Genomic DNA, 15,594 nt, shown 5'->3' on the forward strand with positions numbered 1-15,594 from the left:
CAAATAATTATGTCTCAACAAGTAATCTCATACGCAGACCTTTCGATCATAAATAGTGCGCTAAGGTCAATTAGTTCAGATATGAAAGGAGTTCATTCTGAATTAGGAACATTAAATTTCAAACAAGATCAATTAGAAAGTGAGCTGGTAAAACTAGCTGATTCTTTTGCTGATTTTGTAGAAGCTGATTTAAAACATAAATCGTTGCAGCTGGCAGAAACCCGTCAAGGAAATTTAAAACAAGACCTGCAAATCAAGTTTGGTTATTACGCCGAAGTTAGAAGAATGGCAACAGGTATTTTGCAAGGAGTTGATACAGGCGTAATAAGTGAAGATACTTTACGATTTACAACTGAAGAAGTAATGATAAAAGCACCAGGATATTGGCTCGCGCCAGCATTAGTTTCTTTGAGTGCCTGGATAAGAAACGACAAGATCACAACCGAAAAAGCTTTAAAAGAAGCTTTAAAAAGAGATGATTACAAAACTACTTTATTCTTTATGATGGTTATGCGGAGATTAACCAGAAATGATGCAAGTCTAAAATGGCTGGAGCGTTATTTTATGCATCAAAATCCGCATAATCTTGATAGGGAATTTATCATAATACTCGAAGCTGTTTCTACAGGAGTATTTCCACCAGCTTCGAAACAATTAATGATGATAAATGTTAAAAACTGGATTGATCAACTTACACAAGGTGATAATTTTATAGATAAACAAAAATCCCAATGGATTAAGTTTTTCGAAGCATTAGGACCTTTACCAGAAGGCAAATATCCTTTATTAGAAAAGTTTTCCACTAACTGGAACTCACTGGAAAATTCTTTAAAAGAAGCCAGAACACATGATATCTTAAATACACATTTTAAAAATATAATTTCTTCTTCATCTGATTTTTCAAAAGGAATTAAAGTTCAATTAGATGAAATATTATCTCTTCTTGTTACAAATTTTGATGATGAAGAACTTCCGCTGCAAGAACAAGTCAGACTCAATCAGCTTATCATACAAATGGATGGAGACAAAGCTGCGGCTCAGGCCATAATGGATGCAGAAAAACATATTTTTGATGAAAAAGTAGACTTTTTACAACTTTTAACAAATGCATCATTTAATCCTGAATTATCTGGAGCAACTAAAGTAACTCAAGCCCTTGCAGTTTCTATAAGTCAGCCTTGGATATTAGAAGCTTATGACACTTTTACGGCACAATGCAGAAATAGAATTCCACAATGCATTGAACTTTCAATCGATGATTTTAAAACTTCTACAAAAGATGGAAGTGAAGAAAATGAACTTTTAAAAGAACAAGAAACTTACTATGATAAAGTGTTAGAAACAGAATTAAGTAAAATTTCTTTTCCTTACGCCACAATTATTATTGGAATCCTGATCTGTTTTTTAGGTTTTTGGGCTTTCAGCGTTCATGCAATACTTGGCATTATTGGCAGCGGAATTGGGGCAGTTATAATTTGGAACTCTATATCTGGATACAAGAAATCTAAAGATAAAATTCTTGAAACTGTAGAAGAAAGAAAACGAAAAGCAAAAGAAGTACTAAGAGGATGTATTGCCGAAACAGTAGATTATAGAATAGAACACTCTACAGAAGACAATAATGCAGAAGAACTAAGAAATCTTATTTCATCAATTACCCCAGAAGATTTTTCAAGTGTATCACACGAAACAGCCAGAAGTATTATTTAACCTAAAAAATCAATTATGACAAAAATAATTTTAGATAATCATTCAGAAAAAACTGAAGATAACCCGCAAGAATTAAAAAAAGAAATTAGTATTAAACCAAATCTTTTTCAAGGTCGAACAGAAGCTGATTTAGAGAACGCTAAATTTCCAGAATGGGATATTGTGCCTCCAAATCAATTCATTAATCCCAGAATTAAAGCACAATAATGAAAGCTCCAACAACATATTCTGAATGGGTAAATTTACTTAATCAATTTGGGGATGGAAATGATTCAGTTTTAGATCAATTAAATTCAGGAAGCTTTTTAATTGATGCCGGCACTGCAAATCGTTTCTATCATAAAGTAGAAGAAGTATATAAAAAACGAAAACAAAATTGGCTGGATAAATTTCAAAAATCTTTTCAGTTACAGAGTCTTAAAACTGAAGATGATTTTGAAATTGCCTTAAGAAATGGAAAACAAAACCTTATTGTCTTGAACCATTTTATTAATGTAAAGGGATTACCAGAAGATTTAAAAAAAATGCTTCAAAAAGATCTGGAAGATTTTATTACTGAAATAAGAACATCTCTAAAAAAGAACAATTCTAAAACTTCAGGAAGTGAAAAAATACAAGTATTATTAAATTCTTTTCAACTTAATACAACTTCTACAGAAATTAAAAAAGAAAGCTTTAATGAAATAATTGCTCCAACGGGCAGAAAAATACTATTCTAAATGGCAAATAAATCAGAATTCAAAACTTCGCTTTTGCGAATGTTTAGAGCAAGAATACCTTTTATATCGATTAAAAGTATTGAGCGGGCAAGAGTACTTGAGGTTATTCAACAATTAGCTGAAGAAATCAATATTCCTATTTATTTTCATAATTTATCTCATGGAACAATTGATATAAAAACAAAGAAAAGTGTCAACGATGATCGTTCTGTCGCCGGCGGTCTGGACTATGCCGTTCAAAACATTTCTCAAAGACAAAATTTGACCTTTGTTTTTACTGAAGTAAGTGATATTGAAGATGATAATTTAGTATCCAGACATCTCTATGATTGTGTAATTCAAGCCATTGAAAGAGGCGGAAGCATTTGCTTAATTACAACTAAATCAATATGGCCCCAATTACAGCGATTAGGAATGACAATTACATTAGACGCTCCTAATGAAGATGAAATGTTAGAAGTTGTTAAAGAATGTGTTACTCCATATAAAGGTTCTATTCCGCTCGAGTGGGACGAAACAGATTTTAAAATGGCCGCAACTATTTTAGCAAATATGACTAAAATTGAAGCCGAAAATGTTTTAGCAACCCAAATGGCAAAAGGTTCTTTAACTAAAGAAGACATTAGAGAATTAAGCAATGCCAAAGACAAGTTGTTTAGTAATATATCTGGTTTAGAGAAAGTAAAAATTGACTCATCTACTCTCTCGGTTGCAGGTTTGACAGGTTTACAGCATTGGCTGGATAATCAAAAGCAACTTTTAACAGCAGATTTAAAAGCAAGAAAAATGCGTCCTCCAAGAGGAGTTTTACTTGTAGGGGTTCCTGGATGCGGTAAATCTCTATCTGCTAAATTTATTGCTGCTAATTGGAATCTTCCTTTGTATCGTCTCGATCTTGCTGCTATTCAAGGGCAATATCTTGGACAATCTGAAAATCGATTAAAAGAAGCATTAGCATCTGCAGATAATGCTGCTCCCTGCGTATTGTGGATTGATGAAATAGAAAAAGGCCTTTCTGGCGCAGCTGGCTCAAATGATGGGGGAACATCAACAAGAATGGTTGGACAGTTTTTGTTTTGGTTACAGGAAAGTATGGCAAAAGTTTTTGTTGTATCTACAGCAAATGACGTTAGTAAATTACCTCCAGAATTGTTACGAAGAGGGCGTTTTGATGAATTGTTTTTTGTTGATCTGCCCGGAGAAGCAGAAAGAAAAGATATTATTAATCTCTATATAAATCGCAATTTGTTACCTCAACCATCCCCGCCTACATTAAATCATCTTGTAGAAATTTCGGATGGATTTGCCGGATCAGATATTGAAGGTGCAGTAAGAGATGTTGCTATTCAGGCTGTAATTCATGGAGATGATCTTGTAGATGATAATCTTTTTGAAAAATGTTTTAAAAACATTGTACCATTAAGTAAAACTGCTCCAGAAAAAATCGAAGCTATTAGAGTTTGGGGACGCGAGAGAGCTGTACCTGCATCTGGAGTTTCTTGGGATACTGTATCTAATGATAATATAAAAGGAAAGCGATCAATTATAATTTAATAATAAACTGAATCTATAATTACATCAAAACTGCAAATATTTTTGCAGTTTTTTTATTGAATATAATTAAACAAAAATCCAATATTAATTTCTGTGTTTTCATTTAAAAACAGCAGAAATAAAATTACACGTTTTAATTCATACAGAAAAATACAATACTAAAATATTAAAAATCAATTAATTATATTTAAAACAAAAATAAGAAACAAAAAATAACTAGTCTTGTAAAAAGATTCGTATTTTTTACTAAATTTGATAAAAGACTTCATTAGTCTTAAAATTTAGATATTTTTATTAACAATTGTTTATTTTAATTTCTTATAAATAATCAGCCTCAAGATTATTTTAAGAATAAACTAAACAATCAAAACATAAGGCAGAACATTAATATTAAACCTACTAATATGAAAATCATGCATAAGGTTCGCTCTTTACGAAACCTCCGTTTGCCAAATGTTTTTATTCTAATATTAATTGTATTCATTTCATGTGCACTATTGATCTGCATTAATTTTTTCACGATTAAAATTTTATCTGCCAACAGGGCTTATGTTAATGGAGAATCACATTATTCTAAGGGACAAAAAGATGCTTCACGCCATCTTATCACTTATCTCTACAACAAAGACCCAAATCAATGGAAACTATACAAAGAAGAATTAAAAGTCCCTCAAGGCGATGGAATTGCCCGAAAAACTCTTTTAAAGGCAGATGATAATGAGGTAGCGAGAAAAGGTTTTTTAGCCGGTCGTAATCATAAAGATGATTTAGATGATATTGTCTGGCTGTTTGTAAATTTTAAAAAAGTTTCATTTCTGGCAAAAGCAATTCACGAATGGGAACAGGGAGATAATTTAATTGATGAACTTTTTATAATTGGAACTCAAATTAATGCAAAAATCGAACACAATTCATTGACTGAAGCTGATCAAAAGAAATTCATTCTTAAAATCAGCCGTATCAGCGATAAGCTTACTATTAATCAGCGTAATTTCTCGAATACTCTGGGAGAAGGAACCCGAAAAATAAAAACACTTTTAACAATTACCAACATCGTTTTTATTTTAATAATCGTTTTAAGTGTTTGCTCTTATTATTCAATAATGGTAAAACGTCTGACTATTTCTAAAAAGGAAATTGAAGTTAAAAATGAGAATCTAACTTTAGTTAATCATGAATTAGACCGCTTTGTTTACAGCGCCTCTCACGACTTAAGATCTCCTATTACATCTTTAAAAGGGCTGATTGAGATTACACAATTAGAGGATGACATCGATCAAATAAAAGACTATTTAAAATTAATGCATCAAAGTTTAACGAAGCAGGATCAAATTCATAAGTGATATTATTGATTATTCTAAAAACAAAAGAAAACAAATTGTTATTGAACCTGTAAGCCTTAAGGAGATTTTCAACGAAGCTATTTCTCAATTAATGCACATTGAAAATGCAAGCAAAATTACTTTTAAACAAGAATTAGAGATAGATCAAATTCAGAGCGATGGTCTGCGTTTAAAAATCATTATCAGCAACTTACTTTCTAATGCAATTAAATATGCCGACAACAGCAAACAAGAAATGTTTATTTCAATTAAGACTTATCTTTCTGACGGCTTTAACAGAATTGAGGTTTCTGACAACGGAATAGGTATTAAAGAAGATTGTAAAGATTATATTTTTGAAATGTACTTTGGAACAAACAAAAATAAAGGATCTGGATTAGGTCTTTATATTGTAAAAGAAGCTGTCGAAAATATTAAAGGAAATATTTCAGTTGTTTCTGAAAACAACATTGGAAGTAAATTTATTGTAGCTATCCCAACTTCTTATGGAATTTAACTCAACTATATTATTAATTGAAGACAACTTAATTGATCAGCTTGTTACAAAACAATTACTGAAAAAAATTCTTGATATAAACCAAGTTGCTATTGCGAATAATGGATTAGAAGGCCTGCAATGGATTATAAAGAATAAAAAGGCAAAGCAGAAATTAGTCATTCTACTAGACATACAAATGCCTATAATGAATGGTTTTGAATTTTTAGATATATTTCAAACGCTTAATACAGAAATTCAAAAGGAAACTCAGATTTATGTGGTTTCTTCAACTTTAGATTCTGACGAAATAGAACAAATTAGAAAAAACGAATATGTTTGTGATTTTTTAAACAAACCTATTCCGGTTGAAGAATTAAAAAAGCAATTTTTAAATAGTTTCTTATTCTAAAATACGGTTTACCTGAGAAAAAGTTCTTTGATAATAAGGTTCTTTTGTAGAAGAAATCATAACTCCGCCATGTGTTGATGAGTGAACAAACTTAATTTCTCCGTCAGCTGCTTCAACTACCATTCCTACATGATTAATATGACGTCTACCATTAGTTTTAAAGAAAATCAAATCTCCTTTTTGCGCTTCTGCAGAAGCTACTTTAGTTCCCATACGAGATTGTTCGATTGAACTTCTTGGCAGTTTTATATCAAAATTTCCAAAGGTGCAGAACATTAAACCTGAGCAGTCAAAACCTGCTTTTGTAGTACCACCTGAACGATAACGGGTTCCAATATTTTCAGTCGCACTTACAATAATCTGGTCGATTAAATCAGAATGATTTCCATTATAAACAAATGTAGAATCTTTTTTAACTGTTGTATTATTATCTGCAATTTGAGGCTCAGAACCAAAACTTTCGTCTAATAAAGTCTTAGGTTCATTTAAAGCATTTACAGCATCTGCTTTCTCTTTTGTTGTTTTGATTTTCAAAACATATCCAACGGGAAGTTTAGCTTTTATAGAAGGATTTTGGCGTTCCAGTTCTTTTACCGTTATTCCGTATTTTTTTGCGATTGCGTATTTTGTTTCTTTTGGCTGTACTTTAACCTCAAGGTCAACATCTGTAGAAGAGATGATTTCAGGTTTTTCTGTTTCCTGAGCTGTATTTTCAGCAATTGCTGCTGTATTTACAGGAATAACGATTTGCTGTCCAATTTTCAGTCCCTCTGTTTCCAGCGCAGGATTTGCTTTTTTCAAATCATCAACACTAACATTGTATTTTTTAGAGATTCCCCAAAGTGTTTCTTTTTGTAAAACTTCGTGCGAACCAGGAGTAGTATTTACAGAAGTATTGTTGGCTATTGATGGTGTAGATTTTTGAGCAGACTTTGCATTTTTATTCGGGATCAATAAAACCGAATTTAGTTTTAAAATTTTAGGAGCATTTGGATTCGCTTCTTGAATGTCTTTTGCCTTTACTCCATATTTTTTAGCAATTACAGTAAGGTTTTCTCCTTTTGAAATTTTATGTTTGGTAAATTTTTCCTGAGAAAAAACACCAACACTAAAAAAAAACAATACTATAATTAATCTAAAAACCATACTCACCTATTAAAGTTATTACTCCTTTTTTAAGTTTAGACACTATTTTGAAACTCAAAAAGCACAAATATATTGCCTAAAAGGCGAATTTAACTTTTTAAAGTAAAATTTCCACGTTTTTTAACAACTAATTTACTTCAAATTAACAACCTCGGCATAAAAATTGAGCCAACTTTTTGAAATGCAGTTTTTTACATTTAGCATTCTTTTTTTCAAAAAATCCAAAATTTGAAACCTAAAAATGGCGAAAAAATTACTCTTGATTTTTATTTTCATTCCTTTCTTTTCTCTCTCGCAAAACATAAATGGCGAAGTATTTTCTCAAAAAGAAAATCTTCCTATTGAAAACACCAATGTATTTGCCTTGTCAAGTAAAGTAGGAACAATAACTGATCTGAATGGAAAATTCTATTTAAAGCTGCTGCCGCAATTTAAAAATGATGAAATTTTAGAATTCTCTCATATTGGTTTTACCAGCCTAAAAGTACACCTAGAAGACCTTAAGAAAGCAAATTTCACTATCTTTCTAGTTAATGAAGTCGAGAATTTATCTGAATTGACAATTACAGCCAATCATCAGTTAAAATTAAAATCAAAGCTGAACTTTAATAAACTGGCTCCTTTAAAATTCCCTATCTTCTCTTTTGGATCGTTTTTAAAGGACGATAAAATTTATGTTATAGGCGGGAATGGATCACGTGAAGCTGATTCATGGAAAAAAGTTACTGCAGAAAAAGCCGCACCCACTTTAAAAGATCTTCAGGATGAGTTAAGTCGAAATTCAACTTTTTTGTTTTACAAAGGAGATTTTTCTACATACAATATTAAAACTGATACTTGGGAAGATTCTCCCATAAAATTCATAAAAAGAGCATATCACAACACACATTTATATGATAACTCAGTGTATGTATTAGGCGGAAAAAGGATTTCTGTAAATGGAAAATTTGAATATTTACAAGATCAGATTGAAGTTTTAAACCTTAGTAATCAAACTACAAAAGTCGACAATACAAATCCGCATCAAGCTGCAGATTTTGCTTCGTTTACTTACAAAGACAATATTATTATAATGGGCGGTTCTGTAAAAATGACCGAAAGCGGTAAAAAAACTTTTACTAATAAAGTACATATGTACAACATTACTTCCGGCTATTGGTATGAACTAGACAACATGCCAACTGCAAAAGAAACGACAGGAATTCTGCTTAATGATAAAATATATCTTATTGGAGGAAATAACAGCCCGTCTCTGCCTGAAATTGAAACTTTTGATTTGATTACACAAAAATGGCAGATTGAAGGTGAATTATTTTCGGGATTAGAAAGACCAGCAATAACTTATCATGACAATATCATTTATTTTTTTGAAGACACAGTAATATACACCTATCACTTAAAAACAAAACAGCTTAAAGAATATAAAATTGATCTGGGTTTAAAATCTTGTTCTATGCATTTTTACAATGACAAACTTTATATAATTGGCGGCTATACACATAATGATTATTCTAAAACTCCTTCTTCAAATACATACAGTATCTCAATTGATGAATTTCAAACAACAAAACCAAATAGAATTAAAACATTAGAAATCAAATCAGACAAAATTAATTAATAAAATAAAAAAGCGCTCTGTATATACAGAGCGCCTTTTAAGTATAATCGAATCTTAAAAAATTAAGCTTTTCCTGCTGCAATTAAATTTAATGCAGAACCTGCAACAAACCATCCGATTTGCCCAGCGTTATAAGTATGGTTTGCCAAAATGATATCTTTTGTGCCATTTGCATGCACAAACTCTAATGTTAATGGCTTACCAGGAGCAAATTCAGTTAAATCTAAGAAGTTAATTGTATCATCTTCCTGAATTTTATCGTAATCTGCTTCGTTTGCAAAAGTCAATCCTAAAAGACCTTGTTTTTTAAGGTTAGTTTCATGGATACGAGCGAAAGATTTCACTAATACCGCTTTAACACCTAAGAAACGAGGCTCCATCGCCGCGTGCTCACGAGAAGAACCTTCTCCGTAGTTATGATCCCCAACCACAATAGAAGGAACCCCAGCTGCTTTGTATGCACGAGCAACCGCAGGAACAGCATCGTATTGACCTGTCAATTGATTTTTAACAGAGTTTGTTTTTTGGTTATAAGCATTTACAGCTCCAATAAGCATATTATTAGAAATATTGTCCAAATGTCCTCGGAAACGTAACCATGGTCCAGCCATAGAAATATGGTCAGTTGTACACTTTCCGAATGCTTTGATCAACAATTTAGCACCAGTAATATTTTTTCCATCCCAAGCGTCAAAAGGAGCTAATAGCTGCAAACGCTCTGATGTTGGATTTACCACAACCTGAACACCTGAACCATCCGCTGCCGGAGCCTGAAATCCTGGATCTTCAGCATAGAAGCCTTTAGCAGGAAGCTCATCTCCTGTTGGAGCATCCAGCATTACTTCTTCTCCATCTTCATTAATCAGCTTATCTGTTAATGGATTAAAACCTAAATCACCCGCAATTGCCATTGCAGTTACCAATTCTGGAGAACCAACAAAAGCAAGTGTATTAGGATTACCATCTGCACGTTTTGAGAAATTACGATTGAAAGAGTGAACAATTGTATTTCTTTCCTCTTTCTCTGCTCCATCTCTATCCCACATACCAATACATGGTCCGCAGGCGTTAGCAAAAACAGTTGCTCCAATTTTATGGAACGTATCTATAAATCCGTCTCTTTCTATAGTAGAACGTACTACTTCAGAACCCGGAGTAATGGTAAACTCGGCTTTTGTTTTTAAGTTTTTCGCAGCAACTTGTCTTGCTAAAGAAGCTGCACGAGAAATATCTTCGTAAGAAGAGTTTGTACAAGAACCAATTAATCCTACCTGAATTTGCAGCGGCCAGTTATTTTTGATTGCTTCTTCTTTCATTTTAGAAATCGGCGTAGCTAAATCTGGAGTAAATGGTCCGTTTAAGTGTGGCTCTAATTGAGATAAATTAATTTCGATAACCTGATCGAAATATTCTTCAGGATTAGCATAGACTTCGGGATCTCCTGTTAGGTATGGCGCAATTTTATCTGCAGCATCAGCAACATCGGCACGGTTTGTAGAACGAAGATAACGCCCCATTGAAGCATCATAACCAAAAGTAGAAGTTGTAGCTCCAATCTCAGCACCCATATTGCAAATAGTCCCTTTACCAGTACAAGACATAGCCGTCGCACCTTCACCAAAATATTCTACAATAGCTCCAGTACCACCTTTTACAGTTAAAATACCTGCTACTTTCAAAATTACATCTTTTGGAGCTGTCCAGCCTGATAATTTACCAGTTAATTTCACTCCAATAAGTTTAGGAAATTTAAGTTCCCAAGCCATACCAGACATAACATCAACAGCATCTGCTCCACCAACTCCAATTGCTACCATTCCTAAACCTCCGGCATTTACTGTGTGAGAATCGGTACCAATCATCATTCCGCCAGGGAAAGCATAGTTTTCAAGTACTACTTGGTGAATAATTCCCGCCCCTGGTTTCCAGAAACCAATTCCATATTTATTAGAAACAGATGATAGGAAGTCGAAAACTTCATTACTCTGCGTTTTAGCTCTCGCCAAATCAGTTGCGGCATCTACTTTTGCCTGAATCAGGTGATCGCAGTGCACCGTTGTTGGAACTGCTACTTTAGATTTTCCGGCATGCATAAACTGCAATAATGCCATTTGTGCTGTAGCATCCTGACACGCTACACGGTCTGGTGCAAAATCAACATAATCTACACCTCTTTTAAAAACTTGAGATGGTGCTCCATCCCAAAGGTGATTATATAAAATTTTCTCTGTCAAAGTAAGTGGACGACCAACTAGCTCGCGTGCCTTATCAACACGTTCCGGCATGTTCTCATACACTTTTTTTATCATTTCAATATCAAAAGCCATAAGTTTATTGTTTTGTTTTTTTTATTTTGAACATGACAAGTTACAAAAAATAGAAGAGCTATAAAAGAAAAAGCCCGAGTTTATCACTCGGGCTTTATAATATTAATAATCGTAAGATTACATTACTAACGATTTGTTTGAAGGCGCAAACTTAGTTAAGTTGATACCGTCTACAGCTGCTGTATATTCTTCAATCGTAGGAGTTCTTCCTAAAATTGTAGACAATACTACAACCGGGGTAGAAGAAAGTAATGATTCTCCTTTTTTACCCTCTTTATCTTCTACAACTCTTCCTTGGAAAAGACGCGTAGAAGTTGCCATTACCGTATCTCCTTTTGCAGCTTTTTCCTGGTTACCCATACAAAGGTTACAGCCTGGACGCTCTAAATACAACATGTTTTCGTATTCTGTACGTGCCGCACCTTTTGGAGCATTATCATCGAATTCAAAACCAGAATATTTCTGTAATACTTCCCAGTCACCTTCAGCTTTCAATTCATCTACAATGTTATATGTTGGAGGAGCAACAACAAGAGGAGCGTTGAATTCCACTTTTCCTGTTTGTGCTTCAACATTTTTCAACATTTGAGCAAGGATTTTCATATCTCCTTTATGAACCATACAAGATCCAATAAATCCAAGATCTACTTTTTTCACTCCACCGTAGAAAGATAAAGGTCTAATAGTATCGTGCGTATATCTTTTTGAAACATCAGCATTATTTACGTCTGGATCAGCAATCATAGGCTCTGCAATCAAATCAAGATCAACTACAACTTCAGCATAATATTTAGCGTTTGCATCTGGAGTTAAAGCTGGTTTCTCTGCCGATTTAATTTCAGCAATTCTCTTATCAGCTTTGTTGATCAATCCTTGAAGAACGTGTTTATCGTTATCCATTCCTTTGTCGATCATGATTTGGATTCTGCCTTTAGCAATTTCCAATGATTCGATCAAAGTATCATCTTCAGAAATACAGATAGAAGCTTTAGCTTTCATCTCCGCAGTCCAGTCAGTAAATGTAAATGCCTGGTCAGCAGTTAATGTTCCAATGTGAACCTCAATGATTCTTCCTTGGAATACATTTTCTCCTCCAAATTGGTGAAGCATTTGCGCTTGAGTAGCATGAACCACATCACGGAAGTCCATATACCCTTTCATATCTCCTTTGAAAGTAACTTTTACAGATTCTGGAATTGGCATTGAAGCCTCACCAGTAGCCAATGCAAGAGCAACAGTTCCTGAGTCAGCACCAAAAGCAACACCTTTTGACATTCTTGTATGAGAGTCACCACCAATAATGATAGCCCACTCGTCGATAGTAATATCGTTAAGTACTTTATGGATTACGTCTGTCATTGCATGGTAAACACCTTTTGGGTCACGAGCTGTGATCAAACCAAAATCGTTCATGAATTTCATCAATTTTGGAATGTTTGCCTGTGCTTTTTTATCCCAAACAGAAGCAGTATGACATCCTGACTGGTAAGCACCATCAACGATTGGTGAAATTACTGTAGCTGCCATAGATTCTAATTCCTGAGCAGTCATTAAACCTGTAGTATCCTGAGAACCTACAATATTAACTTCAACACGAACGTCAGAACCAGCGTGTAATACTTTACCCGGAGCGATTCCAACTGCATTTTTGTTGAAGATTTTTTCTACTGCAGTAAGACCTTGTCCTTCATAAGAAACTTCTTTTGACGGAGCATATACAAGAGGAGCCTCAACATCTAAAACTTTTGCCGCTAATGTTTGAAGTTTTTTACCAAATACGATAGCATAAGAACCACCTGCTTTGATAAATTCCATTTTTTGAGGAGTAAATGCTTTAGAAATGTCGATCAATTCCTGATCTCCGTTATAAAGCTTTTTCTCTTTAATATTGATTGTAAGAACCGTTCCTGTAGCAACAGAATAAGTTTGCTCTAAAATTGGTTCGTCATTTTCGTTACGAATAACATTTCCGTCAGCATCAACTTTTTTAACCCAGTTTTTAAGGTCTAAACCAATACCGCCAGTAACATCTACAGTTGTTAAGAAAATTGGAGAAATTCCGTTTGTTCCTCCAACAATTGGAGCAATATTAACAAATGGAATATAAGGACTTGCTTGTTTTCCTGTCCAAAGTGCCACGTTGTTTACACCTGACATTCTAGAAGAACCAACTCCCATTGTTCCTTTTTCAGCGATCAACATTACGCTTTTATCTGGATGCTGTGCTTGTAATGCTTTAATTTCCTGCTGTGCCTGAGGCGTAATCATACATTGTCCGTGAAGCTCACGATCTGAACGAGAGTGTGCTTGGTTACCCGGAGAAAGTAAATCTGTTGAAATATCACCTTCACCAGCAATAAATGTAACTACCTTAATTTCGTCAGCTACTTCTGGAAGTTTTGTAAAGAACTCTGCTTGAGCATAACTCTCAAGGATTTCTTTAGCAATTGTATTATTATTTTTGAATGCCTCTACTAAACGATCTGTATCTGCTTCGTAAAGGAAAACTTGTGTTTTAAGAACTTTTGCTGCTTCTTTTGCTATAGCAGCATCATTACCTAAAGCTAAATCAAGCAACACTTCGATAGAAGGCCCGCCTTTCATGTGAGATAATAATTCAAAAGCAAATGCTGGTGTAATTTCTGCTACAACAGACTGACCCAGAATAATCTCTTTTAAAAACTTAGCTTTTTCACCAGCAGCACTTGTAGTTCCTGGTAAAGTATTGTAAATAAAAAACTTAAGAGAATCTTCTCTGTATTCGTTATTTGTATCTTTAATTTGTGCAATAATTTCGCTTAATAATTCAGCACTATCAATTGGTTTTGGGTGAAGTCCCTGATTTTTACGTTCTTCAATTTCTTGGATATAATCCTTATAAATGTTCATAATTAAGGCAGATTTATTTTTTTTATGCAAATTTAAGCATTAAAGCCGATAATTAAAAAAAATATAATAGAAGTCGCCTTTTCAAAAATTATTATTGTTAAAAAACGATTTTCACTGCTTGTTTTTGCTAAAATATCAATTTTGTATTAAAAAAATGAATTATTGATATTTTAAAATCTTTTCATTAACAAAGTCGAAATTTAATGTTAGGAAGCAAGTAAGATTTTACACCTATTTTGATAAAGAATCTTTCTAAATAAATAATTATAACGTTATAGTTGCAATTTTTAACGTCATTTCGACCTTCATCTATTCATGTCAAAATTGACAAATTCTTAATATTGATTTCAAATAAAAAACAAAAAAGCCCGATAAGATTATCAGGCTTTTTCCAATTTATTATATTATAATTTACATCAGCTTTTTAATAATAACTTCTTCAGTTATTCCTTCTGCATCTGCCTTGTAGTTTTTAATAATTCTGTGACGTAAAATTCCGGTTGCTACTGCTTTTACATCTTCAATATCGGGTGAAAATTTACCATTAAAAGCAGCGTGGGCTTTTGCTGCTAAAATTAAATTTTGCGAAGCTCTCGGCCCTGCTCCCCAATCCAGATAGTTTTTTACAAAATCATTCGTTAACGCATTATCGGGGCGAGTTTTACTCACTAATGTCACAGCATATTCAATAACATTATCTGCTACTGGAATTCTACGAATTAAATGCTGGAAATCAATAATTTCCTGAGCCGTAAACAATGGTCTAATTTCTACTTTATTATCTGATGTGGTTTGTTTAACCACTTTTACTTCTTCTTCAAAAGTTGGATATTCTAGTTTAATAGCAAACATAAAACGGTCTAACTGAGCTTCCGGCAAAGGATACGTTCCTTCCTGCTCAATTGGATTTTGTGTTGCCAGAACGAAATAAGGCAGATCTAATTTGTAATTCTGCCCTGCAATTGTTACTGAACGTTCCTGCATTGCTTCTAATAAAGCTGCCTGAGTTTTTGGAGGAGTTCTATTAATCTCGTCAGCCAGAATAATATTAGAAAATATTGGTCCTTTTATGAATTTAAAATGTCTGTTTTCGTCCAGAATTTCACTTCCTAAAATATCCGAAGGCATCAAGTCTGGTGTAAACTGAATTCTTTTAAAATCTAAACCTAAAGCCTGTGATAAAGTATTTATCATTAACGTTTTTGCCAACCCCGGAACACCAATTAAAAGAGCGTGTCCTCCAGAAAATATACAAAGTAAAATTTCGTCAATTACGGCATCCTGCCCTACAATTATTTTTGCTATTTCGTTTTTTAATTCGGTGCGTTTCTGAACTAAATTATGAATTGCTGTTACGTCAGACATTTATGAATATATTTAAAATTAAAAAGAGTTAGTTTA

The 15,594-nt window shown here is 33.4% G+C and carries 12 protein-coding genes; 8 read left to right on the forward strand and 4 right to left on the reverse strand.

Going from position 1 to position 15,594, the window contains the following annotated elements; genetic code table 11:
* Window positions 1–9: 9 nt before the first annotated feature.
* The 7 genes from ACTJIW_RS11840 (at window position 10) to ACTJIW_RS11870 (ending at window position 6,213) form a co-directional block, all read left to right on the forward strand.
* On the forward strand, window positions 10–1,710 hold the full coding sequence (locus ACTJIW_RS11840; protein ID WP_440714332.1) for a hypothetical protein: 1,701 nt from the start codon (window positions 10–12) through the stop codon (window positions 1,708–1,710).
* Window positions 1,711–1,725: 15 nt separating this feature from the next.
* On the forward strand, window positions 1,726–1,917 hold the full coding sequence (locus ACTJIW_RS11845) for a hypothetical protein (RefSeq protein WP_121362071.1): 192 nt from the start codon (window positions 1,726–1,728) through the stop codon (window positions 1,915–1,917).
* Window positions 1,917–2,429, forward strand: coding sequence for a hypothetical protein (locus tag ACTJIW_RS11850; RefSeq protein WP_440714333.1), 513 nt, complete (start codon window positions 1,917–1,919; stop codon window positions 2,427–2,429). The genes ACTJIW_RS11845 and ACTJIW_RS11850 overlap by 1 nt, the downstream gene beginning before the upstream one ends.
* Window positions 2,430–3,983, forward strand: a complete 1,554-nt coding sequence (locus ACTJIW_RS11855; RefSeq protein ID WP_012024029.1) for an ATP-binding protein — start codon at window positions 2,430–2,432, stop codon at window positions 3,981–3,983.
* Between the two features lie 404 nt (window positions 3,984–4,387).
* The gene (locus ACTJIW_RS11860; protein WP_440714334.1) at window positions 4,388–5,326 is read left to right on the forward strand and encodes a histidine kinase dimerization/phospho-acceptor domain-containing protein; all 939 of its coding nucleotides are present in this window, start codon (window positions 4,388–4,390) and stop codon (window positions 5,324–5,326) included.
* Between the two features lie 91 nt (window positions 5,327–5,417).
* Window positions 5,418–5,822 carry a sensor histidine kinase gene (locus tag ACTJIW_RS11865; protein ID WP_440714335.1) on the forward strand — a complete coding sequence of 135 codons (405 nt, stop codon included), beginning with the start codon at window positions 5,418–5,420 and terminating at the stop codon, window positions 5,820–5,822.
* Window positions 5,812–6,213 carry a response regulator gene (locus ACTJIW_RS11870; RefSeq protein ID WP_073410839.1) on the forward strand — a complete coding sequence of 134 codons (402 nt, stop codon included), beginning with the start codon at window positions 5,812–5,814 and terminating at the stop codon, window positions 6,211–6,213. The genes ACTJIW_RS11865 and ACTJIW_RS11870 overlap by 11 nt, the downstream gene beginning before the upstream one ends.
* Here ACTJIW_RS11870 and ACTJIW_RS11875 read toward each other — a convergent pair.
* Window positions 6,205–7,359 carry a C40 family peptidase gene (locus ACTJIW_RS11875; protein ID WP_440714336.1) on the reverse strand — a complete coding sequence of 385 codons (1,155 nt, stop codon included), beginning with the start codon at window positions 7,357–7,359 and terminating at the stop codon, window positions 6,205–6,207. The genes ACTJIW_RS11870 and ACTJIW_RS11875 overlap by 9 nt on opposite strands.
* A gap of 241 nt (window positions 7,360–7,600) precedes the next feature.
* On the opposite strand from ACTJIW_RS11875, the gene ACTJIW_RS11880 reads away from it, so the two are divergent.
* Window positions 7,601–8,977 carry a Kelch repeat-containing protein gene (locus tag ACTJIW_RS11880; protein ID WP_440714337.1) on the forward strand — a complete coding sequence of 459 codons (1,377 nt, stop codon included), beginning with the start codon at window positions 7,601–7,603 and terminating at the stop codon, window positions 8,975–8,977.
* A 62-nt stretch (window positions 8,978–9,039) separates the two neighbouring features.
* Here ACTJIW_RS11880 and ACTJIW_RS11885 read toward each other — a convergent pair whose 3' ends face one another.
* From ACTJIW_RS11885 to ACTJIW_RS11895, 3 genes are all read right to left on the reverse strand, one after another.
* Entirely contained in the window at window positions 9,040–11,304 is a 2,265-nt protein-coding gene (locus ACTJIW_RS11885) for an aconitate hydratase (protein WP_149208311.1), read from the reverse strand.
* A gap of 117 nt (window positions 11,305–11,421) precedes the next feature.
* A complete protein-coding gene (locus ACTJIW_RS11890; RefSeq protein ID WP_440714338.1) occupies window positions 11,422–14,193 on the reverse strand; it encodes a bifunctional aconitate hydratase 2/2-methylisocitrate dehydratase in 2,772 nt (923 codons plus the stop codon).
* Window positions 14,194–14,604: 411 nt separating this feature from the next.
* On the reverse strand, window positions 14,605–15,558 hold the full coding sequence (locus tag ACTJIW_RS11895) for an AAA family ATPase (protein WP_440714339.1): 954 nt from the start codon (window positions 15,556–15,558) through the stop codon (window positions 14,605–14,607).
* Window positions 15,559–15,594: the final 36 nt, after the last annotated feature.

It is taken from the genome of Flavobacterium sp. 22659 (assembly GCF_052044235.1).
Classification (GTDB): Bacteria; Bacteroidota; Bacteroidia; order Flavobacteriales; family Flavobacteriaceae; genus Flavobacterium; species Flavobacterium johnsoniae.

What these genes read in the sequence shown, in the direction of transcription:
- ACTJIW_RS11885 (WP_149208311.1), bottom strand. Translation starts at nt 11,304, where the DNA reads ATGGCTTTTGATATTGAAATGATAAAAAAAGTGTATGAGAACATGCCG.
- ACTJIW_RS11875 (WP_440714336.1), bottom strand. Translation starts at nt 7,359, where the DNA reads ATGGTTTTTAGATTAATTATAGTATTGTTTTTTTTTAGTGTTGGTGTT.
- ACTJIW_RS11840 (WP_440714332.1), top strand. Translation starts at nt 10, where the DNA reads ATGTCTCAACAAGTAATCTCATACGCAGACCTTTCGATCATAAATAGT.
- ACTJIW_RS11850 (WP_440714333.1), top strand. Translation starts at nt 1,917, where the DNA reads ATGAAAGCTCCAACAACATATTCTGAATGGGTAAATTTACTTAATCAA.
- ACTJIW_RS11895 (WP_440714339.1), bottom strand. Translation starts at nt 15,558, where the DNA reads ATGTCTGACGTAACAGCAATTCATAATTTAGTTCAGAAACGCACCGAA.
- ACTJIW_RS11880 (WP_440714337.1), top strand. Translation starts at nt 7,601, where the DNA reads ATGGCGAAAAAATTACTCTTGATTTTTATTTTCATTCCTTTCTTTTCT.
- ACTJIW_RS11845 (WP_121362071.1), top strand. Translation starts at nt 1,726, where the DNA reads ATGACAAAAATAATTTTAGATAATCATTCAGAAAAAACTGAAGATAAC.
- ACTJIW_RS11890 (WP_440714338.1), bottom strand. Translation starts at nt 14,193, where the DNA reads ATGAACATTTATAAGGATTATATCCAAGAAATTGAAGAACGTAAAAAT.
- ACTJIW_RS11855 (WP_012024029.1), top strand. Translation starts at nt 2,430, where the DNA reads ATGGCAAATAAATCAGAATTCAAAACTTCGCTTTTGCGAATGTTTAGA.
- ACTJIW_RS11860 (WP_440714334.1), top strand. Translation starts at nt 4,388, where the DNA reads ATGAAAATCATGCATAAGGTTCGCTCTTTACGAAACCTCCGTTTGCCA.
- ACTJIW_RS11870 (WP_073410839.1), top strand. Translation starts at nt 5,812, where the DNA reads ATGGAATTTAACTCAACTATATTATTAATTGAAGACAACTTAATTGAT.
- ACTJIW_RS11865 (WP_440714335.1), top strand. Translation starts at nt 5,418, where the DNA reads ATGCACATTGAAAATGCAAGCAAAATTACTTTTAAACAAGAATTAGAG.